Annotated in this window: 20 protein-coding genes and 1 tRNA gene; 10 read left to right on the top strand and 11 right to left on the bottom strand. The window is 73.0% G+C overall.

Annotation, left to right across the window (positions count from 1 at the left end; all coding sequences use genetic code 11):
- Window positions 1-396 precede the first annotated feature (396 nt).
- Window positions 397-1,134, bottom strand: coding sequence for a peptidase E (locus MTQ01_RS04250; protein WP_247486911.1), 738 nt, complete (start codon window positions 1,132-1,134; stop codon window positions 397-399).
- Between the two features lie 420 nt (window positions 1,135-1,554).
- Complete coding sequence (locus MTQ01_RS04245; protein WP_247486910.1) at window positions 1,555-1,806, bottom strand: MbtH family NRPS accessory protein; 252 nt, start codon at window positions 1,804-1,806, stop codon at window positions 1,555-1,557.
- Between the two features lie 277 nt (window positions 1,807-2,083).
- On the opposite strand from MTQ01_RS04245, the gene MTQ01_RS04240 reads away from it, so the two are divergent.
- From MTQ01_RS04240 to MTQ01_RS04220, 5 genes are all read left to right on the top strand, one after another.
- Window positions 2,084-4,504 (top strand): lantibiotic dehydratase, encoded by a 2,421-nt coding sequence (locus tag MTQ01_RS04240; RefSeq protein ID WP_247486909.1) that lies wholly within the window; start codon window positions 2,084-2,086, stop codon window positions 4,502-4,504.
- Entirely contained in the window at window positions 4,504-6,156 is a 1,653-nt protein-coding gene (locus tag MTQ01_RS04235) for an amino acid adenylation domain-containing protein (protein WP_247486908.1), read from the top strand. Before MTQ01_RS04240 ends, MTQ01_RS04235 begins: the two co-directional genes overlap by 1 nt.
- A complete protein-coding gene (locus tag MTQ01_RS04230) occupies window positions 6,153-7,379 on the top strand; it encodes a threonine/serine dehydratase (protein WP_247486907.1) in 1,227 nt (408 codons plus the stop codon). Before MTQ01_RS04235 ends, MTQ01_RS04230 begins: the two co-directional genes overlap by 4 nt.
- Window positions 7,376-7,654: an acyl carrier protein gene (locus MTQ01_RS04225; protein WP_247486906.1), complete on the top strand. Its 279-nt coding sequence runs from the start codon at window positions 7,376-7,378 to the stop codon at window positions 7,652-7,654. The genes MTQ01_RS04230 and MTQ01_RS04225 overlap by 4 nt, the downstream gene beginning before the upstream one ends.
- Before the next feature lie 136 nt (window positions 7,655-7,790).
- On the top strand, window positions 7,791-10,196 hold the full coding sequence (locus MTQ01_RS04220) for a lantibiotic dehydratase (protein WP_247486905.1): 2,406 nt from the start codon (window positions 7,791-7,793) through the stop codon (window positions 10,194-10,196).
- A gap of 193 nt (window positions 10,197-10,389) precedes the next feature.
- Here the strand turns inward: MTQ01_RS04220 and MTQ01_RS04215 are convergent, their stop codons facing one another.
- Window positions 10,390-11,016 (bottom strand): hypothetical protein, encoded by a 627-nt coding sequence (locus MTQ01_RS04215; protein WP_247486904.1) that lies wholly within the window; start codon window positions 11,014-11,016, stop codon window positions 10,390-10,392.
- A 314-nt stretch (window positions 11,017-11,330) separates the two neighbouring features.
- Window positions 11,331-11,404: transfer RNA gene (locus MTQ01_RS04210), tRNA-Thr, on the bottom strand.
- Window positions 11,405-11,700: 296 nt separating this feature from the next.
- On the opposite strand from MTQ01_RS04210, the gene MTQ01_RS04205 reads away from it, so the two are divergent.
- The 3 genes from MTQ01_RS04205 (at window position 11,701) to MTQ01_RS04195 (ending at window position 14,352) form a co-directional block, all read left to right on the top strand.
- Window positions 11,701-12,825: an ABC transporter ATP-binding protein gene (locus MTQ01_RS04205; RefSeq protein ID WP_247486903.1), complete on the top strand. Its 1,125-nt coding sequence runs from the start codon at window positions 11,701-11,703 to the stop codon at window positions 12,823-12,825.
- 309 nt (window positions 12,826-13,134) lie between these two features.
- Window positions 13,135-13,560: a hypothetical protein gene (locus tag MTQ01_RS04200; RefSeq protein WP_247486902.1), complete on the top strand. Its 426-nt coding sequence runs from the start codon at window positions 13,135-13,137 to the stop codon at window positions 13,558-13,560.
- A gap of 27 nt (window positions 13,561-13,587) precedes the next feature.
- Window positions 13,588-14,352, top strand: a complete 765-nt coding sequence (locus tag MTQ01_RS04195) for a nucleotidyltransferase family protein (protein ID WP_247486901.1) — start codon at window positions 13,588-13,590, stop codon at window positions 14,350-14,352.
- 605 nt (window positions 14,353-14,957) lie between these two features.
- Here MTQ01_RS04195 and MTQ01_RS04190 read toward each other — a convergent pair.
- The 7 genes from MTQ01_RS04190 to MTQ01_RS04160 all read right to left on the bottom strand — a co-directional run bounded on the left by MTQ01_RS04190 (window position 14,958) and on the right by MTQ01_RS04160 (window position 22,770).
- On the bottom strand, window positions 14,958-16,862 hold the full coding sequence (locus MTQ01_RS04190; RefSeq protein ID WP_247486900.1) for a DoxX family membrane protein: 1,905 nt from the start codon (window positions 16,860-16,862) through the stop codon (window positions 14,958-14,960).
- Between the two features lie 128 nt (window positions 16,863-16,990).
- On the bottom strand, window positions 16,991-17,944 hold the full coding sequence (gene rlmB / locus MTQ01_RS04185) for a 23S rRNA (guanosine(2251)-2'-O)-methyltransferase RlmB (protein ID WP_247486899.1): 954 nt from the start codon (window positions 17,942-17,944) through the stop codon (window positions 16,991-16,993).
- Window positions 17,945-18,079: 135 nt separating this feature from the next.
- Window positions 18,080-19,480, bottom strand: coding sequence for a cysteine--tRNA ligase (cysS, locus tag MTQ01_RS04180; RefSeq protein WP_247486898.1), 1,401 nt, complete (start codon window positions 19,478-19,480; stop codon window positions 18,080-18,082).
- 148 nt (window positions 19,481-19,628) lie between these two features.
- Complete coding sequence (locus tag MTQ01_RS04175) at window positions 19,629-20,042, bottom strand: PPOX class F420-dependent oxidoreductase (protein ID WP_247486897.1); 414 nt, start codon at window positions 20,040-20,042, stop codon at window positions 19,629-19,631.
- Window positions 20,043-20,334: 292 nt separating this feature from the next.
- Window positions 20,335-20,880 (bottom strand): 2-C-methyl-D-erythritol 2,4-cyclodiphosphate synthase, encoded by a 546-nt coding sequence (gene ispF, locus MTQ01_RS04170; RefSeq protein WP_247486896.1) that lies wholly within the window; start codon window positions 20,878-20,880, stop codon window positions 20,335-20,337.
- Window positions 20,870-21,628, bottom strand: coding sequence for a 2-C-methyl-D-erythritol 4-phosphate cytidylyltransferase (gene ispD, locus MTQ01_RS04165; RefSeq protein ID WP_247486895.1), 759 nt, complete (start codon window positions 21,626-21,628; stop codon window positions 20,870-20,872). The genes ispF and ispD overlap by 11 nt, the downstream gene beginning before the upstream one ends.
- Window positions 21,629-22,287: 659 nt before the next feature.
- Window positions 22,288-22,770 (bottom strand): CarD family transcriptional regulator, encoded by a 483-nt coding sequence (locus MTQ01_RS04160; protein ID WP_247486894.1) that lies wholly within the window; start codon window positions 22,768-22,770, stop codon window positions 22,288-22,290.
- 627 nt (window positions 22,771-23,397) lie between these two features.
- On the opposite strand from MTQ01_RS04160, the gene MTQ01_RS04155 reads away from it, so the two are divergent.
- Window positions 23,398-24,063 carry a DUF461 domain-containing protein gene (locus MTQ01_RS04155; protein WP_247486893.1) on the top strand — a complete coding sequence of 222 codons (666 nt, stop codon included), beginning with the start codon at window positions 23,398-23,400 and terminating at the stop codon, window positions 24,061-24,063.
- Window positions 24,064-24,283: 220 nt separating this feature from the next.
- The gene (locus MTQ01_RS04150; protein WP_247486892.1) at window positions 24,284-25,450 is read left to right on the top strand and encodes a pentapeptide repeat-containing protein; all 1,167 of its coding nucleotides are present in this window, start codon (window positions 24,284-24,286) and stop codon (window positions 25,448-25,450) included.
- Window position 25,451 lies beyond the last annotated feature (1 nt).

Genomic DNA, 25,451 nt, shown 5'->3' with positions numbered 1-25,451 from the left:
CGGCTGGAACGTCCAACTCGGCCGCGACGGCCTGTACTTGGACCTCGGCGATACGGCCGGCCGCCGCGGGAAGCGTGTCGACGCCCGTCGAGCCCGCCCAACCCGGGACGCCCGGGACGCCCGTTCAGCACGTGCCACAGGGCCCCGGGGCGAGCGGCGTTTGCGTGCGACGGGCGGGACGCGGGAGCAACCGGCCCCGGACCGCGGTGCGTTCGGGACTCCGTGCGTTCCACGGTGCGGGACGGTCCGACCGGGCGCGTTCGGCAGAGCAGCCCCTCCGGCAGGCCGGACGTACGCCAGACGGGACGTACGGCAGACAGGACGTACGCGTACGGCAGTCGCGGCCTCGCGCAGCGGACGAGACGTCCGGGCGGGGCCGCGCAGCGGACAGGACGTTCAGGCGGGGCGGCACAGCAGGCGCGGCTCCAACCGGTCCTCGACGGCTCGGCCGTTCTCCCGGGTCACCACGTAGGCGCCCTTGCCCGCGACCTCGGTGACCGCCTCGACCAGCCGGGTGCCCCGGTAGACGAGGCCCACGCCGTCGTCGGTGCAGTGCGTGGTGGGGAGGGTGCCGTCGGCGACCAGTCGGTGGATGAGCGGGCGGCGGCCGGCGTCGGAGTCGTAGTGCACGCCGTTGCCGTACGGCAGCATGGCCAGGCCGTTGGTGACGGGCCGCAGCTGGGGGCCGAAGGAGTCGGTCGTGCCGCCCCGGAACCAGCAGATGGAACCGGCGCTCACCCCGGCCATCACCACCCCCGCCAACCACGCGCGGTGCAGCACCGCGTCCAGGCCGTGGGCGCGCCAGACCGCCAGCAGATTGATCACCGAGCCGCCCATCACCCAGACGACGTCGTGGCTCAGCACGGCCTCTTCCAGGTCCTCGACGTTGGGCATCGGGAAGAGGTAGAGCGGGGTGAGGTCGAAGCCCGCCACCCGGGCGGCTTCGTGCATGCGCGAGGTGACGTGCTCGGCGTCCCCGATGGCAGTGCCGAGGTAGAGGATCCTGGGCCGTCTGCCGCTCACCCCGGCCAACTCGACCGCGTGGTACACCAAGGCGTCGAACAGCACCCGCGACCGGGCGTCGGCGCGATGGCCCCCGGAGGTCGCCAGGACGGTCGGCTCCGCTGCGCTCACAGTCTCGATCCCATACTTGTCACGCGCCGGTCGGCGCTGCGGTGTGTCGGTGCCCGCCCGGCGCGGGCGCGCGCCCGGTGCGTGCTCCCGGGCGCGGGCGAACGGCGCGCCGGAGAGGCCGAGTACGCCTCCCCGGCGCCCGCCGGTCTGTTCGCGCGCGGTGTCACCGCGCGGTCCGTGCTCCTCGTTCCCCGTCCCCGGGCTCCGGAACCACCCGCTCCGCCGTCGCGGCCATCGCCCGTGCGGCAGTCGCCCGTACGGTCACCGCGGACGCGGTCGTCGCCGCGAGTCCGAGTCGCCGGTGCGCCCCGAACCCGCGCACGCCCGAACCCGCACACGCCCGAACCCGCACGCCCGAACCCGCGCACAGCGGCAGCCGGCCTGCGGTGCGGTGCGGGCCGTTCCGTGTTCCGTACGGTGTCAGGCGTCCGCTCCGGCGAGCCGTCGGCGGAGGCTGAGCGGACGCATGTCCGTCCAGACTCTGCCGATGTGGTCCAGGCACTCCTGCCGCGCGCCCCGGAAGCCCTCCGGGTGCCAGCCCGCGGGCGCCTCCTGGTCCGCCCTCCAGATCGAGTACTGCTCCTCGTCGTTGCGCACGACGAGGTAGACGTCTTCGGCATCGGGACGGGCCGGGCCGTCGCCGGTGCCCGTCGCGGAGTTGTCTTGCGTCACGGTGAACCTCCCGCATTCGGAAACCGGCCGCGGACCCGCCGCGGACCGGTACGGGCCCAGGCCCGGACCCGACCGCTCCAGGGTGCCCAGCCGCCCGCGCCCCCGGGCAGGGACGAACGCGCTGCGCGGGACGGCATGTGTTGCTGCCGAATCTTCTCTGGTGGGCGGCCCCGGAGCGCGGGACCTTCCTTGTGCGGTCGCAGCCCTCGGGGTGCGGCGGCGCTCGGGACCAACCCCGCAGTTCGAGCTGGGGAACACCATCGGAAGGAGCCAGGCGATGCCGGACGAGCACGCACCTGTCGCACTATCGGGCGGAGGCTGGCGGCTCTGGGAGCAGTTCGCGCTGCGCGGCCCGGGCTTCCCCGCCGAGGGCGTACTGCGCCTCGCACCTCCCGGACTGGCCGAGGCCGCCGACAAGTTCGGTCCCCGGGACCCGCTCGCCGGCCCCGACTGGACGGCCTTCACCGAGCAGTTGGACGCCGCCGCCGTGCGGACCGCCCACCACCTCCAGGAGGTCGCCGCGCAGCCGCGCTTCCAGGCCGCCCTGGCCTGGCAGAACCCGGCGGTGCTGCGCACCGGTATCGCCCCGTTCCTGCGCTGGGACCCGGACACCGACAAACGCAGCAGCATGCCGCGACAGCGCGAGGAACTCGTCGCCCACTACTGGCAGCGCTTCTGCGTCAAGAACGACACCATCGGCTTCTTCGGCCCCGTCGGCTGGGGCCGCTGGGACCTCGACACCGAGCGCGTGGTGGCCATCGAGCCGGGTACGGGCTTCCTGGCCGAGTCCCGGGTGTACTTCTCCGGCTGGGCGATCGACGCGCTGGCCAAGGTGCTCGCCGAGGACCCCGAGCTGATGCGCTGGATACCGCCGCGCCGGGTCGCCTTCCTGCGCTGCGAGACCGACCCCGCGGACCCCGCGGGCGGCGGAACGGCCCGGGTGCCCGGCCGTCCGGCCAAGCCCGCCACCGCCGTCGAGCTGGCCGTGCTGCGGCTGTGCGACGGTACGCGCCGGGTCGACGAGATCGCCGCGCAGCTGTCCGTCACCCCCGACGAGGCGTCGACGGTCGTCGAGGTGCTCGTCTCCCGTCGCTGGCTGTACCGGCGGCTGGAAGTGCCCGCCTCCCCGCACCCCGACGCCGCGCTGCGCGAGATCCTGGAGCGGATACCGGACCGGGCGGTTCGGGAGCGGGCGCTGGCCCCGCTCGCCGAGCTCGAGAAGGGCCGGGACGAGGTGGCGGCGGCCGGCGACGACGCGACGGCGCTCACCGCGGCGATCACCGCGCTGGAGGGCGACTTCGCGAGGCTCACCGACAGCGAGGCCCAGCGCGCCAAGGGCGAACGCACCGCCCCCTGCCGGGGGTTGGTCTACCTCGACGCCCGCCGTGCGGCCACCGCGACCACCGGCACCGGGCTGCTGGAGCAGCTGGAGCCGCTGCGGATGTGCCTGACCTCCGCCCGCTGGCTGACCAACCGCTTCGCCGAGGGCATCCGGACCCGACTGCACGCCGCACACCGCGAGCTGAGCGCCGGCGGCAACGCCGTCTCGCTGGGCGACCTCTGGCTGCGCACCCTCCCCTCGCCCCATCCGGACGCCGACGCCCTGCTCGACGCCGCCCAGGCCGAGCTGCGCGCCAAGTGGGCCCGGGTGCTGGACCTTCCCACCGGCGCGGAGCAGCCCCGGCTGGTGCGGCGCACCACCGAGGAGATCGCGCAGCGGGTGCGGCAGGAGTTCGAGGAGCCGGGCGACGGCTGGTCGCTGGCCCGCTACTTCAGCCCCGATCTGCTGGTGCTGGCCGAGGACGAACAGGCCCTGGCCGAGGGCGAGGTGGAGCTGATCCTCGGCGAGATGCACTGCGCGCTCAACACCATGGCCGCCTCCCTCTTCGTGCACCAGCACCCGGACCGGGACTCGCTGATCGCCGAGACCACCCGTGACTTCCCCGGCCCGCGGCTGCTGCCCACGCTGCCCAAGGAGCTGCCGCTGAAGTGGTCCACCCGCAGCCAGCCCTCGCTGGCCCGGCCCGAGGACCGCCACGTCGCCATGGTCGACCAGACCGTCGACCCCTTCAGCACCCTGACCGTGCGCAGCGGCGACGTGATCGTCGAGGACCGGGACGGCCGGCTGACGGCGGTCCTGCCGGACGGCACCGCGCACGACGTGCTCGACGCGTACGCCAACACCCTGACCCAGCGCGCGATGGACCGCTTCACCGTCCGCCCGGAGGGGAACCACACCCCGCGCATCGTGATCGACCGGCTGACGGTGGCCCGCGAGACCTGGCAACTCCCCGTCGGCGAGGCGGACTTCGCCGAGGCGAAGACCGAGGCCGCGCGCTTCGTGCGGGCCCGGCACTGGCAGCGCGCCAACGGGCTCCCGCGTTTCGTCTTCGTCGTCTCCCCGACCGAACCGCGGCCGTTCTACGTGGACTTCGACAGCCCGGTCTACCTCACCATCCTCGCCAAGGCGATCCGCCGCCTGGCCCGCAAGGACCCCGACGCCCGCCTCAAGGTCAGCGAGATGCTGCCCACCCCCGAGCAGGCCTGGCTGACCGACGACCAAGGGCACCGCTACACCTCGGAGCTGCGCTTCGTCGCCGTGGACCAGACGACCCCGGGCGCGCCCGGCGCTCCCGGTGCTCCCGGTACGCCCGGTGCTCCCCCCGCCGGCGCCCGCACGGCCGCGGAGGAGGAGTGATGGCCACCGCGCCGCGCACCGTCGCCGCCGGGATCATCGCCCACGCCGCCCGGGAGCCCCGGAGGATCGCGCTCACCACCCCGGACGGCGACGTCGAGTACGGCCGCCTCGCCGCGGACATCGAAGAACTCGCCCGGTACCTGCGGGCCGAGGGCGTCGGGCCGGAGACGGTCTGCGCCGTCGCCGTCGACCCGGGCGCCCACGCGGTGACCGCGATGGCTGCCGTCAACCACGCCGGCGCCGCGTTCCTCACCGTCGACATCGGCCAACCGCCCGAGCGGCTCGCCGCGTTCACCCGGACCGCGGGCGCCACCGTGCTCCTGACCACCTCCGACGTCGCGCCGCGGCTGGACCTCGACCTGCCCGCACTGCTGCTCGACCGGCTCCCGCCGCGCTCCGCGGACAGCGGCCGGTACGGGACCGGGGACCGGCCCGGTACCGGCCCGGCGGAGGCCGAGGGGCCCGTGCACCCGCGTGCGCTCGCGTACGTCAGCCACACCTCCGGCAGCACCGGCGAGCCCAGCACCGTCCTCATCGAGCACCGCAGCCTGAACGAGTACCTCCACGACACCGCCCGCGCCTTCGAACTCGGCCCCGACACCGTGGCGTTGGCGATGGCACCGCTCGGCTACGACGCCTCGATCCGGGACACCCTCGTCCCGCTGCTGGCAGGCGGACGGCTGGTGCTGGCCGAACGCTCCCAACTGCTGCGCCCCGAGGCGTTCGTCCGCACCCTGCGCACTCACCGGATCACCGCCCTGCTGAGCGTGACACCGTCCTTCCTCTCCCACCTCGCGGGACAGCCGGCGCCGGCAGACCCGTTGGCCGGGGTCGCCCTGGTGGCCTCCAGCGGCGAATCGCTGCGGCCGTTCCTCGCGGCGGGCGGACGCCGGCTCGTCCACGGACGGCTGATCAACCAGTACGGGCCCACCGAGTGCACCATGACCACCACCCGGTTCGCCGTCCCCTCCGGAACCTCCGACACCGCCGCGTCCGGCCCAGCCGCGTCCGACACCGCCGCAGGCGCGGGCCCCGCCGCGGAGAGCGGGTCCGCCGCGGAGAGCGGCCCCGACATCGTCGGCACGGCGCGGGCCGGAACACTGATCCGGCTGCTGGACGACCGGCTGCTCCCGGTCGCCCCGGGCGAGGTCGGCGAGGTGTGCATCGGCGGCACCGGGCTGGCCCGCGGCTACCGCGACCGGCCCGCCAGGACCGCCGAGTGCTTCGTGCCCGACCCCTGCGGACCACCCGGCGCCCGCCTCTACCGCACCGGCGACTTCGGCCGCCTGGACCCGGACGGCCGGCTGGAGTACCTCGGCCGCACCGACCGGCAGGTGAAGATCCGCGGCTACCGGGTCGATCCCGCCGAGATCGAGGGCGCGCTCCTCGCGCATCCCCTGATCAGCGGCGCCGTCGTCACCGCCCACCACGACGAGCAGGGCCGGGTCCACCTGGTCGCGCACCTGGCGGGCGAGCTGGACGACGTCCCGGACTCCGCGCTCCGCGGCCATCTCCTCCGGCTGCTGCCTCCGCATCTGATGCCCCGCCGCTTCCTGCGGATGGACGTCCTGCCCACCACCCGCGGAGGCAAGGCGGACCGGCGCGCACTGGCCGGCGGAGCCGGTGCGCCCACCGGCGGAGGCCGCCCGTGAACGCCGCCGTCGCGGCCACCCAGCCGCCCCCGCTCCCGCCGCCCGCCACGTCCAGCGGCACCCGTCCGTCCACCGGCCCGTCCACCGGCCCGTCCACCGGCCCGCCGACCGCCACGCCGACCGCCCCGACGCCGCTCGACGTGGTGACGGCGGCCGACCGGATCGCGCCGTACACCCTCCCGACGCCGCTGCTGCCCGGCCCCGAGCCGGGGGCGGCGGGCGGCCCGCGGCTGCTGCTGAAGGCCGAACACCTCCAGCTCGGCGGCTCGTTCAAGACCCGCGGCGCGGCCAACGCCGTTCTCGCGCTCGGCGCCCGGCGCATCGTCACCGGCTCCTCGGGCAACCACGGCATCGCCCTCGCCCGGATCGCCCGGCGGCTGCGCGTCCCGCTCGTCGTCGTGCTGACCGCCGCCGCCTCGCCCGCCAAGGTGGCCGCACTCCACGCACTCGGTGCCGAGACGGTGCTGACGGAGGGCGGCGTCGAGGAGCGCGAGGCGCGTGCCCTTGCCCTGGCGCAGGAGAGCGGCGCCGTGTTGATCCCCTCCTCCGACCACCCTCTCGTGGTCGCCGGAGGGGGGACCGTCGGCGCGGAAGTGCTCGCCGAGGCACCGGAGACGGAGGCGCTCTACGTTCCGACGGGCGGCGGCGGACTTCTCGCGGGAACCTGTCTCGCCGCGATCGGCCACCCGGTCCGGGTGGTCGGTGTCGAACCGGCCCTCACCCCCCGCTACGCCCGCTCGCTGGCCGCCGGCCGGCCCGTGCGGCTACCGCCCTCCACCACCGTCGCGGACGGTCTGCGCGGCCAGAGCCCGGGCACCGTCACGTACCCGATCGTCCGGGACCACGTCGACGAGCTGATCCTCGTCGACGAGGAGGCGATCGTGGCCGCCGCCGAACAGCTGCGCCGGCTCGGCGTGCATGCGGAACCCAGCGGGGCGGTCGCCCTGGCCGGGGCGCTGCGCGCGGGCCGCCGCGAACAGGCGGTGGCCGTCGTCTCCGGCGGCAACACCCCCGAACGCCTCGCAGCCCTCCGCCACCCCCGCACCGAGCGCGACACCGGCCGCGACACCGGACCGCCCGCCGGCCCGGACCGCCGTACCGACGCCCGCACCTCCGCCGTCGGCACCCCGCGGTACGCCGCGCACCAAGCCACCGACCGCCCCCACGGGCACCACAACAACCCACTCCACCCACACCAGCACCCACAGGAGCACACGCCATGAGCGCGGACACCACCACCGTCACCAGCCCGACCGCCACCGCCGCAGCGGAGGCAACCGGCACCGAGGAGCTGCTGGTCGAGATCTTCCGGGAGGTGCTGGGCGCATCCGACCTCGACGCGGACGCCGACTTCTACGAGGCGGGCGGCGACTCCCTGACGGCGTTCCAGATCACCGGCCGCTTCCAGGACGAGCGGAACATCGAGGTCCCCGTCTCGCTGGTCTTCGCCTACCCGACACCTCGGGAACTGGCCGAGGTCATCGACACGGACTTCTGACCGGCGGGCCGGGCGCGCAGACCACCCTCCCGCACGCCCGGCCCGTCCCCCTCCCCCACTCCGCCCGCCCCTCGGACACCTGCCCGGCCGGCCCCTCCGTCACCTCCGCCCGCGCTCAGCAAGGAGAGCACCCGCCATGACCGACGACCTCGTACCGTCCCTCGGCCGCTGGCGGCTCTGGGAGCAGTTCGCGCTGCGCGGCCCGGGCTTCCCCGCCGACGGCGTACTGCGCCTCGCACCTCCCGGACTGGCCGAGGCCGCCGACAAGTTCGCGCCGCGGGAACCGCTCAGCGGTCCCGGCTGGACGGCCTTCGCGGGGCTGGTCGACGAGGCCGCGGTGGAGACCGCCCGTACGCTCCAGCAGATCGCCCGCACGCCCGCCTTCCGGGAGGCGGTCGCCTGGCAGAACCGTCCGGTCCTCACCTCCGGCATCGCCCCGTTCCTGCGCTGGGACCCGGAGACCGACAAACGCAGCAGCATGCCGCGACAGCGCGAGGAACTCGTCGCCCACTACTGGCAGCGCTTCTGCGTCAAGAACGACACCATCGGCTTCTTCGGCCCCGTCGGCTGGGGCCGCTGGGACCTCGACACCGAGCGGTCCGACGCCCCCGGCGTCGCGGTGGAACCGGGCGCCGGGCTGATCGCCGAATCCACCGTCTACTGGGCGAGTTGGGCCATCGACGCACTGGTCAAGACCCTGGACGCCGACCCCGTGCTGCGGGAGTGGACGGCACCGCGCCGCGTGCCGTTCGTCTCCGTCGACAACGGTGTGGTCCGCGTCCCCGGACGGCGTCCGATCGACGTACCCGCGCACACCGCCGCCGTCCTCGAACTGTGCGACGGCGTCCGCCCGGCCCGCGCCATCGCCGCCGAACTGGCTCGCACCGCCCCCGAGGTCGACGTCCCCGCCCTCCTGGAGGAACTCGTCACCCGCCGCTGGGTGGTGTGGCGGCTGGACGTGCCCGCCGACACCCACCCCGACCGCGCCCTGCGCGGTTGGCTGGCCACGGTCGGAGACCCGGCAGCACGGGAGCGCGGACTTGCTGCCCTGGACCGGCTGGAACGCGGCCGCGCCCGCGTCGCACAGGCCCGCGGCGCCGACGAACTCGTCGCCGCGATGGTCGAGTTGGAGACGGAGTTCACCGAGCTGACCGAGGTACGGGCCACCCGGGAGAAGTCCGCCACCACCGCCCCGTGCCGCGCCACCGTCTACTCCGACACCCGCCGCTCCGCCACCGCCGCCACGGGCCCCGCCGTACTGGAGGCGCTGCGCCCCCTCACCGCCCTGATGGACAGCACCCGTTGGCTGACCTCGGGCCTCACCGCCGCGGTCACCGCCGAGGCCCGCCAGGTGTACGCCCGGCTGGCCGCCGAAGGCCGCCCGGTCGACCTCGCCTCCTTCTGGTTCGCCTGCCTGCCCGTACTGCACGGCTCCGCCCGCACCGCGGCCTCCGACCTCCAGACGGAGTTCGCCCGGCGCTGGCAACGCATCCTCAACCCCCCGAACCCCGACGCCGAACGCCCCGACCCCACCGCAGTACCGGACGCCGCACAGCCCGGGGCAACCCCCGCCCAGCCACCCGCGCCGCTCGCCACCCACCGCCGGCTGACCGTACGACTGGCCGACATCGAGGAGCGGGTGCGCGCGGAGTTCGCCGGGGCGGGCGAGAGCTGGACCGCGGCGCGCTGCCTGAGCCCCGACGTGATGCTCGCCGCCGACGGCCCGCGGGCCGCGGCCCGCGGCGAGTTCACCGCCGTGCTCGGCGAACTCCACCTGGCCTCCAACACGCTGGGCGCCTCCCTCTTCACCCACCAGCACCCGGACATCGCCGAACTCCTCCAACTCACCGACCGGGACCACCCCGACCCCCGGCTGCTGCCGCTGATCCCCAAGGAACACCGCTCCCGGCTCTCCGCCCGGGTCCGGCAGACCCTCGTACGCCCACAGGACCGCCAGGTGGCCCTGGCCGACTTCACCGCCGACCCCGCCCGACCGCACACCTTCCGCAGCTCGGACGCCACCGTGGAGGACCACGACGGCGCTCTGCGCGTCCTGCTGCCGGACGGCTCGCGGTTCCCGGTCACCGATGTGTTCTCCCACGTCCTGACCACACTCGCCATGGACCTCTTCCAGGTCCTGCCGGACGCCGACCACACCCCGCGCGTCACCGTGGACCGCATGGTGATCGCCCGCGAGACCTGGCGCACACCGTCCGCCACCGAGTTCGCCGAGGAGAAGGACGAGGCCCGACGCTTCGTCCTCGCCCGACGCTGGCGCACCCGGCTGGGCCTGCCGCGCTTCGTCTTCGTGGTCTCCCCGACCGAGTCCCGGCCGTTCTACGTGGACTTCGACAGTCCGGTCTACGTCACCATCCTCGCCAAGGCACTGCGCCGCCTGACCCGCAAGGACCCCGACGGCACCGTACGGATCACCGAGATGCTCCCCTCCCCGGAACAGACCTGGCTCACCGACGACCAGGGCCACCGCTACACCTCGGAACTCCGCTTCGTCGCCACCGACACCACCCCCGACAGCCCCTGACCACCCATCCCCCGAACACCAACAACCCCGGGCCACAGCCAACGTGACCCGGGGTTCCGCATTGAGCCCCCTGCCGGAGGCCGGTCGCTCGGTGGGCATCTGGGTTCATTGCCGGCGCTGGTCCCCGGCGCCCACAAAACCACGCCCCCGTCAGCGCTCAGGGAACTCTGACGAGGCGAAGGCGCTGCAGCCATCACTCAACCTGAGTGGGAGCGACTACGAGCTGTTCACTGTTGAGCCACGTGAACGTGCGGTCGAGTTCGAGGCGGGCTTTCCCCCAGTGGATGACGTGTATGCCGTCTTCCGCGTTCGCGGTGAAGAACACGCAGACCAACCTGGTGGAAGCTCCCAGCTCCTCGAACGCTTCGTGGAGCCCGAGGTACTCCTCCGTCGCCAAGCCCTCATCGAGGTCGAAGAGGCCTTCCGGCGGTTGCGGCCCATGCGCCCGGAACAGCCTGCGCCGAGTCGGTGACGCATTGGCCGGCAGCCGCGCTCGGTCAAGAGGCTTTGGGCTGGCCGCGTAGCGGAAGGGGAAGAGCGCGTGACCGTTGATCACCGCGTACTCGTATCCCCGCACATCACGGACGACCTCTCCCAACTCGCGCGCCATGGCCGCCAGATTCCCGCGCACCACACCAGCAAGTGCAACACCGTACGGACTTCGCTTCTTCAGCCCGGCAGCGAGGTGCGCAGCATGAGCCTTCCCGTGCGCCTCGGCCAGCTGCGCCGGAATCGCAGAGACAAGCGCACTGGCTTGTCGTCCGAACCGCTCGACAGCCCAGTCCGATGGCCCTACCGAGTTGGCACCCAACACCGACATTCAGTGCTCCCCTCGTCCGGCTCCCGCCTCTGAACTGTGTGACATGACGACGAAGGACACACAAGAGGGCGATCCGGCCAGAGCGCGGCCACGCGCCTGCTGCCCAGGACAGTCACTGTTGATCACGACGGCCACGATCTGCTGCCGCGCCGCATGGGAGACGCCTTCCTGCCGCGCCCGCAGGGCCCCGTTGAGACCACAACTGAGACCGCCGACAGCCGTACGGCCCGCAGCCGACGCCGACGACGCGCGCGCCGAGCCCCCGGGCAGCAGAAAACCCCAGGTCAGAGACGATCTGACCCGGGGTTCCTCGGAGCCCCCTGCCGGAGTCGAACCGGCGACCTACGCATTACAAGTGCGTTGCTCTGGCCAGCTGAGCTAAGGAGGCGCGCGGCGCGGCGGTCGTGCCCGAGGCGTACGCCCGCGCGGTGCGGCACCACTCTACAACGCGCGCCGCCGCACCGGCCAAGGCGTTCCGGGCCCGGCCGCACCGGGACGGGCGGTACGGGGCGGTGGCGGATTCGGGCGGGGAACGGGCCGGGAAATCGTGGAAACCGGCAGGTCGCCGGGGGCTGACAAGCCGGGTGCGGGCGGGTTAGCGTCAAGCGGCGTCCACGTCCGTGGACGACTCTGCCTTTACTCGGATCGTCCGGCACGTTCCTGCCGGTGAAGGAGTACAACAGCATGGCTACGGTCACGTACGACAAGGCTTCCCGCATTTACCCGGGCAGCGACAAGCCCGCCGTCGACCAGCTCGAGATCGAGATCGAGGACGGCGAGTTCCTCGTCCTCGTCGGCCCCTCCGGCTGTGGCAAGTCCACCTCCCTGCGCATGCTCGCGGGCCTGGAGGACGTCAACGACGGCGCCATCCGGATCGGTGACCGCGACGTCACCCACCTTCCGCCCAAGGACCGGGACATCGCCATGGTGTTCCAGAACTACGCGCTCTACCCGCACATGTCCGTGGCCCAGAACATGGGCTTCGCGCTGAAGATCGCGGGCGTGCCGAAGGACGAGATCCGCAAGAAGGTCGAGGACGCCGCCAAGATCCTCGACCTCACCGAGTACCTCGACCGCAAGCCGAAGGCGCTCTCCGGCGGTCAGCGCCAGCGTGTGGCGATGGGCCGTGCGATCGTCCGCGAGCCGCAGGTCTTCCTCATGGACGAGCCGCTGTCCAACCTGGACGCCAAGCTGCGTGTCCAGACCCGTACCCAGATCGCCTCGCTGCAGCGGCGGTTGGGCATCACCACCGTCTACGTCACCCACGACCAGGTCGAGGCCATGACGATGGGCGACCGCGTGGCGGTCCTGAAGGACGGCCTGCTCCAGCAGGTCGCCTCGCCGCGCGAGATGTACGACCGGCCGCAGAACCTCTTCGTCGCCGGCTTCATCGGCTCGCCCGCGATGAACCTGGTCGAGGTGCCGATCACCGACGGCGGTGTGAAGTTCGGCAACAGCGTGGTGCCGGTGGAGCGTTCGGCCGTCTCCGAGGCCGCGGACAAGGGCGACACCACGGTCACCGTGGGCGTCCGTCCGGAGCACTTCGACCTGGTGAACGGCAGCGACTCCGGCAAGACGGTCAGCAAGGACCAGCCGGCGGGCATGGCCATCACGGTGAACGTCGTCGAGGAGCTCGGCGCCGACGCGTACGTCTACGGCACCGCCCATGTGGGCGGCCAGGACAAGGACTTGGTGATCCGGGTCGGTGGCCGCGAGGTGCCGGAGAAGGGTTCCGAGCTGCACGTCGTGCCGCGTTCCGGCGAGACCCACGTGTTCGCCACCTCCTCCGGCGAGCGCCTCAGCGACTGAGCCGACCGCCGGGCACCGTCGGGCCGCCCGTGGCCGGGCAGCTCGTCGCACCGAAACGTCCACCGGGACTGATTCGCGTCAACTCCGGGTAGGCAGAGGGGCCTTGTATCCGCGCACAGCGGATACAAGGCCCCTTTTCGATCCCTGTGCGTCAACGCGGCATCCGCACCAAACGCCGATTATTACCTCGTCGGAGTGACTGAATGTCGCTGGACGGCAACTCCTCGCTACCATCGCTGATGGCTCCGTTTACGGGGTCTGTCCGCCCCTGCCCCCACACCCGGGGGCACCGTCGCGAGGAACCAACCAGTGAATCAGGCAGCAGTACGCCGTATCGGCAGAACTCTCGCCCTCGTCCTCCCGGTTGTCCTGGTGCTGTCCGGGACGCTCGCAGTCGCCCAGGTGCCGTGGGCGATGGCCCCGTCGGAGTCGCAGGTGCTCGCCTCGTCCGCCGACGAGGGCCTCAACGAGTCGACGACCTCACGGAGTCCGGCCTACATCAAGCTCCAGGACGGCCTCGTCGAGGAACTGCGCGCGCAGGACCCGGGCGTCGCGCTCACCAGTCTCCAGCGCGCGGTCGACCGCAAGCCGTCGCTCGCCGCGCACTGCCAGGACCTCGCCGAGGTGCTGGGGCGCGAAGCCGTCCGCAAGTACGGCTCGGTGGAGCGCGCGCAGGAGTTCTCCCGCCCGGTCTGCGACACCTCCTTCGCCTCCGGCGTGGCCGAGAGCCGCTGACCGCACCCCCGTGCCTACCGTGCGGGCATGAGCCCGCACGTGCACGAACTCCCCACGCAGGCGGTGATCCTGGCCGGTGGCCAGGGTTCCCGCCTGCGGCCCTACACCGACGACCGGCCCAAGCCGATGGTCGAGATTCCCGGCACCGGGACCCCGATCATCGGCCACCAACTGGCCTGGCTCGCCCAGGAGGGCGTCACCGACGCGGTCATCTCCTGCGGGCACCTCGCCTCCGTGCTGGAACGCTGGCTCGCCGAGACCGAACTGCCGCTGAGCACCCGCACGGTGGTCGAGACGGAGCCGCTGGGGCGCGGCGGCGGCCTCAAGTACGCCGCCGCCGCGCTCCCCCGCCCCGACGAGCCCTGGTACGCCACCAACGGCGACATCTGGACCCGCTTCCCGCTGCGCGAGATGGCCGCCTTCCACGCCGAACGCGACGCTCTGGCCACCCTCGCGCTCGCCCGGCCGCAACTGCCCTGGGGCGCGGTCCGCACCGACGACTTCGGCCACGTCGTCGACTTCATCGAGTCCCCGACGGTCAACTTCGAGGTGAACGCGGGCGTGTACGTCTGCGCCGCCGAGTTCGCCGGGCTGCTGCCGGAACGCGGCGACCACGAGCGCACGACCTTCCCCGGCCTCGCCCGCCAGAACCGGCTCGCCGGATGGCCGCTGCCGCACGGCGCGTACTGGCGGGCCATCGACACCGCCAAGGACCTCACCGAGGCCGCCCGCGAACTCACCCTCTCCCGCGACCGCCCGACCGACGGACCCACCGGGCCACCCACAGGCTGACCGACGGTCCCACCGGCTGACCGGACGGCCGGCCGACGGCTGACCGCAGCTGACCGGCGGCCCCACCGAAAGGCCGGCCGACGGCTCGACCCGACGCCCGACCGATGGGCCAACGGGTCGCCGACCAGGGCCAGTACGGCAGCCGCGCGCACTGCGCCCACCGGGCGCGGGGCCGCAGCACGCACGTGCCCGATGGGCTCCACCGGGCACGTGCCGCGACACGGAGCGCCCGGCACGGCGTCCCAACTCCCCTACGGCACACCGACGTTCGACTCACCGCCCACCCGTCGCCCGTACGCACGCAATCCCGGCCCAGCGGCCGACCCCCGTACACGGACACAGGCACGTCCCACCAACGGGCCCTGTAGGCACAGGCGCGTCCCACCGACCGACCCGTACACACACGGGCGCGCTCCACCCACCGCGCCCGTGAGCACGATCCCGGCCCACCGGCCGACCCGTACACACACGGGACCGGCCCACCGACGCCGCTCCCGCCCGTACGCGCAGCCGCCGCTGCCGACCCGCGCGGTGAGGCGGCGGGTCGGCAGCGGCGGGTGTTGTCCGCGGCGGGTCGGCAGCGGCTGTCGTCCGGCGGCGAGTCGTCAGCGGCCGAGGAGGCCGCCGAGGGCGCCGCGGCCGGAGCCGCCGTCGTCGCTCTCGCGCTGCGCCTCGCCACCGCCGTCGCCGCCACCGGCACCGCCGTCGCCGGGGGCTTCGCCGCCGCCCGTGGTGGGCGCGGGCGCCTCCGGCTGTTGCGGGGGTGCGGGCTGGTTCTGCTCCTGCTCGGGCGGCGGGGCCTGGACCGTCTGGTCCTGGCTGGGCCCGCTGCCGGCTCCGCTGTCGGCTCCGGGCTCCTGGCTCGGCGGGGCGGACTCCCGCTGGTCGGGGCCGGCGGACTGGCCGGCGGTCGGCTCCGAGCCGGGCCCCTCGGTGGCCGAAGGCGTCGCGGAACGCGGCTCCTTCGGCGCGGGCGAACCGGGCAGGTTGTTGCGCGGCGCCTCGCCGGGCTCCGGCACGGTCGCGACCTGGGAGGACCGTACGGCGCTGCCGAGGATCGAGCCGATCAGCAGTGCCAGACCCACCAGCAGCGTCACCAGCAGAGTGCCGCGCCGCAACACCCGCCGACGCAGATCGACCAGCCGGGATCGCGGCCCGAGCGTGCGCCAGGCCTCTCCGGCGAGGCGGGCGTCGAGCGAGTAGACGGGGGCGCCGGCGATGATCAGCGGCGACCAGGCGGCGAGGTAGATGATGTCCGGGGCGTCGTAGGCCGCCACGGTGTTCCAGCTGATGGTCATCAGCAGCACCACCGACAGCAGCGCGCCGACACCGGCCACCGCTCGCTGCCACAGGCCGAAGATCGTCAGCACGCCGACGACGACCTGCAGGAAGGCCACCGTCAAACCGGCGCCCACGGGGTGGGAGACGGCGAAGTCGTGCAACGGCGAGGCGATGGACCACGGTTCGAGGCCGCGCAGCCAGGTCACCATGGAGCCGCGCTCGCCGCCGTCGAAGTAGACGGGGTCGGTGAGCTTGCCCATGCCTGCGTAGAGCGAGATGAAGCCGAGGAAGAAGCGCAGCGGCAGCAGGACGATGCCGAGGTTCATCCGGCGGTCCGGGTAGTACGCGTGGCGGGTCGCCTCGCGCGTCGAACGGCCTTCCCTGCGGCCGGATTCACCGCTCTCGGCGGGCAGCGGCGCGGCCCGGCGGCGGTCGTCCTCCCCGTCGGCGTCCTCGAAGCCGTCGCCGGTCGGCCGGTCGCCGTAGGGGGCGTCCGGGCCGTACGGGTCGTCGGGGTCGTACGGTGCGCTGCCGTACGGGTCGTAGGCGGGGTAGGGCTGGGACGGGTCGGGATCGACGTCGTACGCGCCGCGGGCGGGCGGCGCGCTGCCCAGCAGCGGGGCCGCCGACTCCGGCAGCCGCGGACGGACCACCGTGGGCGGGTCCTCCCAGTCCGGCTGGGGCCGCGGCAGCGTCTGGGTGGTGGCCGCGAGCGGCTCCTCGTCCAGCACCGGCGGTACGGGCGGCGCGGTCGACTGCCGGACCGCGCGCAGGAGTTGGCCGGCCTCGGCGTCGCCCGGCATCGTACGGCCGCTCCAGACGACCGGCGGACGGCGTCGAGCGGCGGGCCGGTCTCCGGCGGCGCTCGGCGCCGACCCTCCGGGTACGCGCGGGACCCCGCCGAGCAGCCCGCCGGCGGCAACGCCGAGCGAGTGGCTCGCGGGGTTCAGCAGCGGTACGGGGGTGCCTGCCGCGGAGACGAGTCTGCGGCCCGAAGCGTGCGGGGTGTGCCCGGGCGCGACACCGGCCTTCGACGGCACGGTGGCTGCGGCGACGTGGCGGCTCTGGCTGGGGGGCGCGCCCAGCCGCACCCGGAAGCTCACGTTGTTGACGATCACCTGGGCCGGGTCTGACGGCACCTTGACCGCGCTCAGCACCGACTGGCTGTCGTACGAACCGGGCGGGCTCTCCCCGGTGGGCGTGCGGGGTGTTCTGGTGTCCACACTCATCTAACCGAGTGACGGACGCTTAGGACACTGCCTTGACGGGCCGGATCTGTCCGCGACCCGTCAAGGCTCGGTCAAGTGCGGGCCACCGCGCCCGGCTCGCGCCGAACTCCGGGGCCCCGACCGCCGGTTCAGGCGCGGCGGCGGGAAGCCTCGTAGAGCACGACGCCCGCCGCCACACCGGCGTTGAGCGATTCGTCGCCGCCCGGCATCGGGATCCGCACCCGCAGGTCGCAGGTCTCGCCGACGAGTCGGGACAGGCCCTTGCCCTCGCTGCCGACGACGATGACGACCGGGCCGTCCAGCGCCTCGACCTCGTGCAGCTCGGCGTCGCCGTCGGCGGCGAGGCCGACGACGAAGCAACCGGCCTTCTGGTACGCCTCCAGCGCCCTGGTCAGATTGCTCGCCCGGGCGACCGGCGTACGGGCCGCGGCACCGGCGGAGGTCTTCCAGGCACCGGCCGTCATACCGGCGGCGCGCCGCTCGGGGATCACCACTCCGTGCCCGCCGAACGCCGAGACCGAACGCACCACGGCGCCCAGGTTCCGCGGGTCGGTGACGCCGTCGAGCGCGACGATCAGCGGGTCCTGGCCCTCGTCGTGCGCGGCGACGACCAGGTCGTCGGGGTGCGCGTACTCGTAGGGCGGGATCTGCAGGACCATGCCCTGGTGGTTCAGCCCGTCGGTCATCCGGTCCAGCTCGGCGCGCGGCGCCTCCATCAGGTGGATGTCACCGAGGTCGGCGGCCAGCCGCAGCGAGTCCCGCACCCGGTCGTCGCTGTCGATGAACTGCTGCACGTAGAGGGTGTTGGCCGGAACGCCGTCCCGCAGCGCCTCGTAGACCGAGTTGCGGCCGACGACCAGCTCGGCCGTGCCCTTGGCGCCGCCCCGGCGCGGAGCCGGACGGCCGGTGGCCTTGCGGGCGCGGGCCTGCGCGGCACGCTGCTTGGCGTGCCCCTTGCGCATCTCGGCCGGCGGCGTCGGGCCCTTGCCCTCCAGGCCGCGCCTGCGCTGGCCGCCGCTGCCGACCTGGGCGCCCTTCTTGTTGGCTGTACGGCGGTTGCGCCGTTGGCTGTTGCCCGCCATGGGAGGTCCTCATCTTTCGGGTACGTCAGAAATTGTCTCAGGGCCGGCGCGCACCGCGACGCGCAGGCGGTCCGGGCGGGAGCGCAGGGGCCCGTACGGCTCGTACGGGCCCGCGCTTCCACGCGGAAGGGGCGCTCAGCTCTGGCCGAGCTCCCAGCGCGGGCCGGACGGGGTGTCCTCGATGACCAGGCCGGAGTTCTGGAGCTCGTCCCTGATCGCGTCCGCCGTGGCGAAGTCCTTGCGGGCACGGGCGGCCTGGCGCTGGTCGAGGAGCAGCCGCACCAGGGCGTCCACCACCCCGGTCAGCTCCTCGCCGCGCTCGCCGCCGGCGGAGCCCCAGCTCTCGTCGAGCGGGTCGAGCCCCAACACGCCGAGCATGGCGCGCAGTTCGCCCAGCGCCCGCAGGACGCCGTCCTTGTCCTCGGCGCTCAGCGCGGCGTTGCCCTGGCGCACGGTGTTGTGGACGACGGCGAGCGCCTGCGGCACCCCGAAGTCCTCGTCCATCGCCGCCGCGAACTCCGCGGGCACCTCCGTGTCCGGCTCGACCGGCCCCGCCTGCTCCACCGCCCGGTGCAGAAAGCCCTCGATCCGCGCGAAGGCGGTCTCGGCCTCCCGCAGCGACTCCTCGCTGTACTCGATCATCGAGCGGTAGTGCGGGGTGCCGAGGTAGTAGCGCAGCACGATCGGCCGCCAGGTCTTGACCATCTCGGAGATCAGCACGGAGTTGCCCAGCGATTTGGACATCTTCTCGCCGCTCATCGTCACCCAGGCGTTGTGCAGCCAGTAGGCGGCGAAGTCGTCGCCGTAGGCGGTGGACTGGGCGATCTCGTTCTCGTGGTGCGGGAAGACGAGGTCGACTCCGCCGCCGTGGATGTCGAAGGCGGCGCCGAGGTACTTGTGCACCATCGCCGAGCACTCCAGGTGCCAGCCGGGACGGCCGGGGCCCCAGGGGGTGTCCCAGTACGGCTCGCCGGGCTTGGTCGCCTTCCACATGGCGAAGTCGCGCGGGTCGCGCTTGCCGGTCTCGCCCTCCCCGGCGGGCTGGCGCAGATTGTCCAGCTCCTGGTTGGACAGGGAGAGGTAGTCCGGGCAGGACCGCACGTCGAAGTAGACGTTGCCGTCGGCGGCGTACGCGCTGCCCCGCTCGATCAGGACCCGCATCATCTCGATCATCTCCGGCACATGGCCGGTCGCCCGCGGCTCGTACGTCGGCGGCAGGCAGCCGAGAGCCGCGTAACCGTCGTTGAAGGCGCGCTCGTTCTCGTAGCCGATGGCCCACCAGGGACGCTGCTGCTCGGCGGACTTGGCGATGATCTTGTCGTCGATGTCCGTCACGTTGCGCACGAAGGTGACGTCGTAGCCCCGGTAGCCGAACCAGCGACGCATCACGTCGAAGTTGAGCCCGGAGCGGATGTGCCCGATGTGCGGTGCCGACTGCACGGTGGCGCCACACAGGTAGATCGAGACACAGCCCGGCAGCAGCGGGGTGAAGTCACGGATCTGGCGGGCGTGGGTGTCGTACAGCCGAATGGTCACCCGACAAGGGTAGTGGAAACCGGCACTGACTCCAGCCGCCCGAACGGTGCGGATCCGAGCAAGTGCCGGCTCCCCGGCTCGCGCCGGAGCCGGAGACGGCCGGCCGCGGAGGTCGCGGCCGTGCCGGTCCCGGGAGGCGCGCCGCAGCTCAGGCCAGCCCGCCCTGCCCGACGATCTTGCGCGGGGTGACGCGCACGACGACCCGCTCCGGCTCGTCGGCCGCCGACGGGTTGAACTCGACGTAGCTCTTGCCGACGTACTTCTGCGCCAGCTCGTCGATCAGCTCCTGGCCGCCCTCGGTCGTCATCGTCACCGAACCGCGCACCTCCGCGTAGGAGTACGGCTCGTCGGCCGGCTGCACCACCACGGTGATCCGGGGGTCGCGCTCCAGGTTCCGGGTCTTGCGGCGACCGAGGACGGTGGAGATCAGCAGCTCGTCCCCGTCGCGCTTCACCCACACCGGGGAGACCTGGGGGCTTCCGTCGGGCTGGATGGTCGCCACGTTGACGAAGACCTTGCTGTCGAGCAGTTGCTTGAGCTTGTCGGTGAAAACGACGGACACGATGAGCCCCTGTTCGTGAGATCGGTACTCGCTGTACGGGCGGGTGCCACGGGCACGGACGCCCCGTACGACGGTAGTTCAGCGGGCGGCGGCATCGGGGCTCTTCGCCCGGCCCGCCGCCGAACCCGCACCACCCGTCCGACGCGTGCCGGAACGGTGCGGTGCCGTACGCGGCTCGCGCCCGGGCCGACGGTGGGACCCGGACCGGCGCGGCTGTGCTGCCGTCGGCGGACGGCCCCGCGCGCCTCGTCCACCGACGGGCCGGGGCGGGCGCGCTCGTTACCGGGGCTCGTTACCGGGAGCGGACGATCAGCGCGGTGGCGGTCGCGGCCAACCCCTCGGCGCGACCGGTCAGCCCGAGCCCGTCCGTCGTCGTGCCGGAGACCGAGACGGGCGCACCGACCGCCGCGGAGAGCGCCTGCTGCGCCTCCTCGCGGCGGGTGCCGATCTTCGGCCGCACCCCGATCACCTGGATCGCCACGTTGCCGATCTCGAAGCCGGCGGCCCGTACGATCCGCGCCGCCTCGGTGAGCAGCGCGACGCCGGAGGCACCCGCCCACTCGGGTCGCGAGGTGCCGAAGTGCAGGCCGAGATCGCCGAGCGAGGCGGCGGAGAAGAGCGCGTCGCAGGCGGCGTGCGCGGCGACGTCGCCGTCGGAGTGACCGGCGAGACCGATCGGCTCGCCCTCCGGGGTGTGCGCCTCCCAGCGCAGGCCCGCACACCACAGTTCGCGCCCGGTGGCGAAGGCGTGCACATCCGTACCGATGCCCACCAGCGGCAGCCCCGACCGCACGGAAGCGGCGGGGACCGTGTCGGGGGCCTGGGGATCAGAAGCCATCGGTGGCCCTCCTGCGGGCGAGCACGGCCTCGGCGAGTACGAGGTCGAGAGGTCGGGTGATCTTGAAGGCTTCCTCGTGGCCCGGCACGATCAGCACCGGGCGCCCGAGCCGTTCGACCATCCCGGCGTCGTCCGTGGCGCCCTCTCCTTCGACTGCGATGCGGCGGTGCGCCTCGTCCAGCACCGCCCGGTCGAAGCCCTGCGGGGTCTGGACCGCGCGCAGCCGCCCGCGCTCCGGTGTCCCGGTGACGGTCTCCGGCGCACCCGATCCGGCGGACGGCTCCACTTCCTTGACCGTGTCCGCGAGCGGCAACCCCGGCACGACGGCGGCAGCGCCCTCCCGGACCGCGGCGATGACCGCGGCGACCGTGTCCAGCGGCACCAGCGGCCGGGCCGCGTCGTGCACCAGAACGACGTCCACGTCCGCGGGCAGGGCGGCCAGCCCGCGCCCCACCGACTCCTGGCGGTTCTCGCCACCGGGTACGACCAGCACCTCGGTGACGTCGTAGGCGGGCAGCGGGTGCGCGTCCAGCAGACGGCGCACCTCGGCCACGCCGTCGTGCGGTGCGACCACCACGACCAGATCGACGGCCCGGGCCAGGGCCATCGCACGGACGGCGTGCACCAGGATCGGAGTACCGCCCAGCGGACGCAGCGCCTTGGGGGTGCCCGGGCCGAGCCGGGTGCCGAGTCCGGCCGCCGGGATCACGGCGGCGGTGCGCGCAGGGGGTCTGGGTTCTTCGGCCATTCCTCGCTCGTGGGGCTCGTTCGGGCGCTCGGCTCCTGTCGCTCACACCGCCGGCGACCGTTCCCGGCGTGTCGTGCGGCTGCTCGGACAGGATTGTGTGCACGGCCAGGTTTGTGGCCGCGGGGTGCTTGGGTATGGGCCGTAACGTGCCGGGTGGCACGACTGAGCAGCCCTTCCGTGACAGCGCTCGGTCGTCAGCCCGGGCCCGGCACTCGCCGCGCAGAGCGGCGGGTACGACGCACGGCCACCGGTTGACAGGCTTGGTGGCCGTCGTCGGCACTGCCGCACCGGCGCGCCTTGCGCCACCTCACCCGTCACAGCCCGTCCCCGGCGGGGGACGGCGGGTGAAAGCGGCGCGCGCGGCGCTCCACAGGAGCCGAGCAATCGGCGTGGCGCGCGCGCAGCACGCCCCGGCGCGAGGCTTCGCCGCGCTTCGGGCTGTGCGCCGCACAGGACAGCACCGACCGGTAGCGACGAGCCGCGCGGCGCCCGGCGCGGCGTCACCGCCGTACGCCGGACCGCCGCGATCACGCGGTGCGCCGATCCACTCGCCTCACCGCCCGCTGTGCACGGCGTATCGCGGTACGCCCCGCACGCACACGGCTCATGCCTGTGCTTGTGCCACCGAGGGCCGCACTGTCATCGACCCGGTGACGGGGTCAGGACGCGAGGACCTCGTCGAGCAGAGCCTCGGCCTTGTCTTCGTTGGTGTTCTCAGCGAGCGCGAGCTCACTGACGAGGATCTGCCGCGCCTTGGCGAGCATGCGCTTCTCACCGGCGGAGAGACCGCGCTCGCGCTCACGACGCCACAGGTCGCGCACGACCTCCGCGACCTTGATGACATCGCCGGACGCCAGCTTCTCGAGGTTTGCCTTGTAGCGGCGCGACCAGTTCGTGGGCTCTTCGGCATACGGTGCGCGCAGCACCTCGAAGACCCGATCCAGGCCCTCCTGACCGACCACGTCGCGCACTCCGACGAGCTCGGCATTTTCCGCGGGTACGCGAACCTCCAGATCGCCCTGCGCGACCTTCAGAACCAAGTAGGTCTTGTCCACGCCTTTGATCTGACGAGTTTCAATTGCCTCGATCAGCGCGGCCCCGTGATGGGGATAGACCACGGTGTCGCCAACCTTGAACGTCATGTGACAGGTACCCCTTCCGTGGCTATCCAGGATAGCACGGCGACAGCGCCTTCCGAATGGCGTTTTCGCAGGTCAGACCGTATCTCAGGGCTTGACAACAACGCCCGCGACATGCTGAGACCCCCCGATCCCGACGGGTATTCGCAGGTCGGGACGCCTCTCGCGGCATCCCGAAACACCGCCGTCACAGCGCCTCCGGGACGGGAAACGAGTGACGTACGTCCGTTTTGCCGGTTTTTAAGAGAGCGTTGTTCGGCCGGAGTTAATTGATCAACTCACGACCCGATCAAGAGTGTGTGAACACCCCGAGATCCAATTCACCCGAAGCAGCGGCATTCACTTGGCGCCGGCCCGTGCGACTCCTCGGGTTCATCACAGTTCACACCCCGCTCGCGCATGTTCTCGTTCACCGCACTCGGGTAATCGGGGCGCTCGCGCACGTGGCCGGGCCGGGCGTGCGAGAGGCATCGCGGGACGGGCGGCGATCCGCCGACGGGCGCTAAGTGCGGGTCGCGTGTGGGCCCGTATTCCGGGGTCGGTACTCTGAGCCGCTGACAGACCCTTGTGACAGTTGCGACCAGACCCTGCGAGCAGCTGCCGAACCCACCGCTAGGAGATGCCGCCGCCGTGAGCAGCAGCCTTCGACGCGGCGCCGTCGCCGCCTCAGTCATCGCGCTCTCGACCCTTTCGCTTGGCGCCTGCGGCGCCGGGTTCGACGCGCAGACCAGCGGAGTGCGCCCGGACAACGCCTCGGTCAGCGTTGACGACATCAAGATCCAGAACATCAACGTCGTCACCTCCGAGGAGAGCGGCGGCCCCGTCGCCGTCACCGCCCGCATCTTCAACGACGGGAACAAGGACGAGAAGCTGACGTCCATCACCGTCCGCGGGGCCGGGAAGGTCGAGCTGGAGCCGGCCGACAAGGGCGACCTCGTCGTACCGGCGGGCGGCTCCCTCAAGCTCGGCGGCAAGGGCAACGCCTCCGCGCAGATCGCCGACGCCTCCGGCATCACCGAGGGCAACGCCCAGTCCGTCAGCTTCAAGCTGAGCGAGACCGGCAGCCTCAGCGCCGACGCGACCGTCGTCCCGGCAGGCGGCCAGTACGCCGACTGGGGCCCGACCGCGCCCGCGTCCCCGTCGCCGAGCGACGAGACGCCCGAGGACGGCCAGGAGAGCCCCGGCGGCACCGAATCGCCGGGCGCCGAGTCGCCCGGCGACGAGGAGAGCCCCGAGGACGCCGAGTCCCCGGGCTCGGACGGCTCCCCCGGCTCGGACGAGTCGCCCGCCGCCTGACCGCGTTCCCGCAGCGCACCGCGCAGCCGCAGCACACGCCGTACGAACCGGCCCGTTCCCTCCCGAGGGGCGGGCCGTTCGTGTTCCCGCTCCCCTGCGACTCGTCGGGCCTCGTGCGCCGCCGGTCGTGAGTGGGCGGCGGCGCGGACCGGACTGTCGGACCGGGGGACGACGACGGCCCCGCCTGCAACCGCGGTCGTGCGAATCGTGTCTCACAGAGATGACTCGTAACCGACCGTCACAGCGGGCCCACAGCGATCAGGATCTGCGGTTGTGGAGCGTCGGCCGAGCCCTGGCCGTCTCGTTCACCGTATCGGTCCTGGTGGCCGGGGCCATCTTCTTCGCACTGGTGGGCCTGCTCGGCTTCCAGGGCATCGACAGCGACAAGAAGCTGGACGCGGCGACGCTCTTCGACATGGTGAAGCTCTCCTTCGGCGTGGTCGCCGGAGCCGGCGCGCTCGTCGCCCTGGTCGTCGCCTACCGCCGCCAACGCGTCGACGAGGCGGGCGCCCACCGCGAAGCCACCCGGCTGCACACCGAACGCTTCACCCAGGCCGTCGAGCAGCTCGGCTCCGACTCGCCCGCCGTCCGGCTCGGCGGCGTCCACGCCCTCTCCGGACTCTCCGACGACGCCCCCGACCCCACCCAGCGCCAGGCCTGCATCGACGTCCTGTGCGCCTACCTCCGGCTCCCCTTCACCCCCGACCCCGGCGACGACCCCGCCCACCAGGAAGAACACCACCGCTACCTCGCCCACCGCACCGTCCGCCACACCATCCTCCGCCTCATCGGCGACCACTGTCGACGCCCCGCAGAGGACCGCCGCTCCTGGCAGGGCCACGACCTCGACCTCACCGGCACCACCATCGACGGCGCGCTGCACTTCCACGACACGGAGTTCTCCGGCGGCAACGTCTCCCTCGACGACGCGAGGTTCACCGACGGCGACGTGATCCTCCGGGGCGCGACGTTCTCCGGCGGCAACGTCTCCTTCGACGGCGCCGAGTTCTCCGGCGGCAACGTGCCCTTCCACCGCGCGAGGTTCTCCGGCGGCAACGTCTCCTTCGACGCCGCGGAGTTCTCCGGGGGCAATGTGCCCTTCGACCGTGCGGAGATCACCGGCGGCAACCTGTTCTTCGACGCCGCCGAGTTCTCCGGGGCGAACGTGTCCTTTCGCGACACGACGTTCGCGGACGGCTTCGTCTTCTTCGACGCCGCGACGTTCACCGGCGGCGATGTGTCCTTCCGCGACGCCGCGTTCTCCGGCGGCGACGTGTCCTTCGAGCAGGCGACGGGGCAGGCTCCCGCCGGGCTTCTCGCGTCGGTCGCCGCCTCCAGCACGTCCGCCGCCGTACGGCTGCCACCCGCGTGGACCGCGGCGGGCTGAA

Origin of the sequence: Streptomyces sp. XM4193, from assembly GCF_023072595.1 — a bacterium.
Classification (GTDB): Bacteria; Actinomycetota; Actinomycetes; order Streptomycetales; family Streptomycetaceae; genus Streptomyces.
Note: the sequence above shows the minus strand (reverse complement) of the source record. Positions and strands in the feature narration are given on the sequence as shown.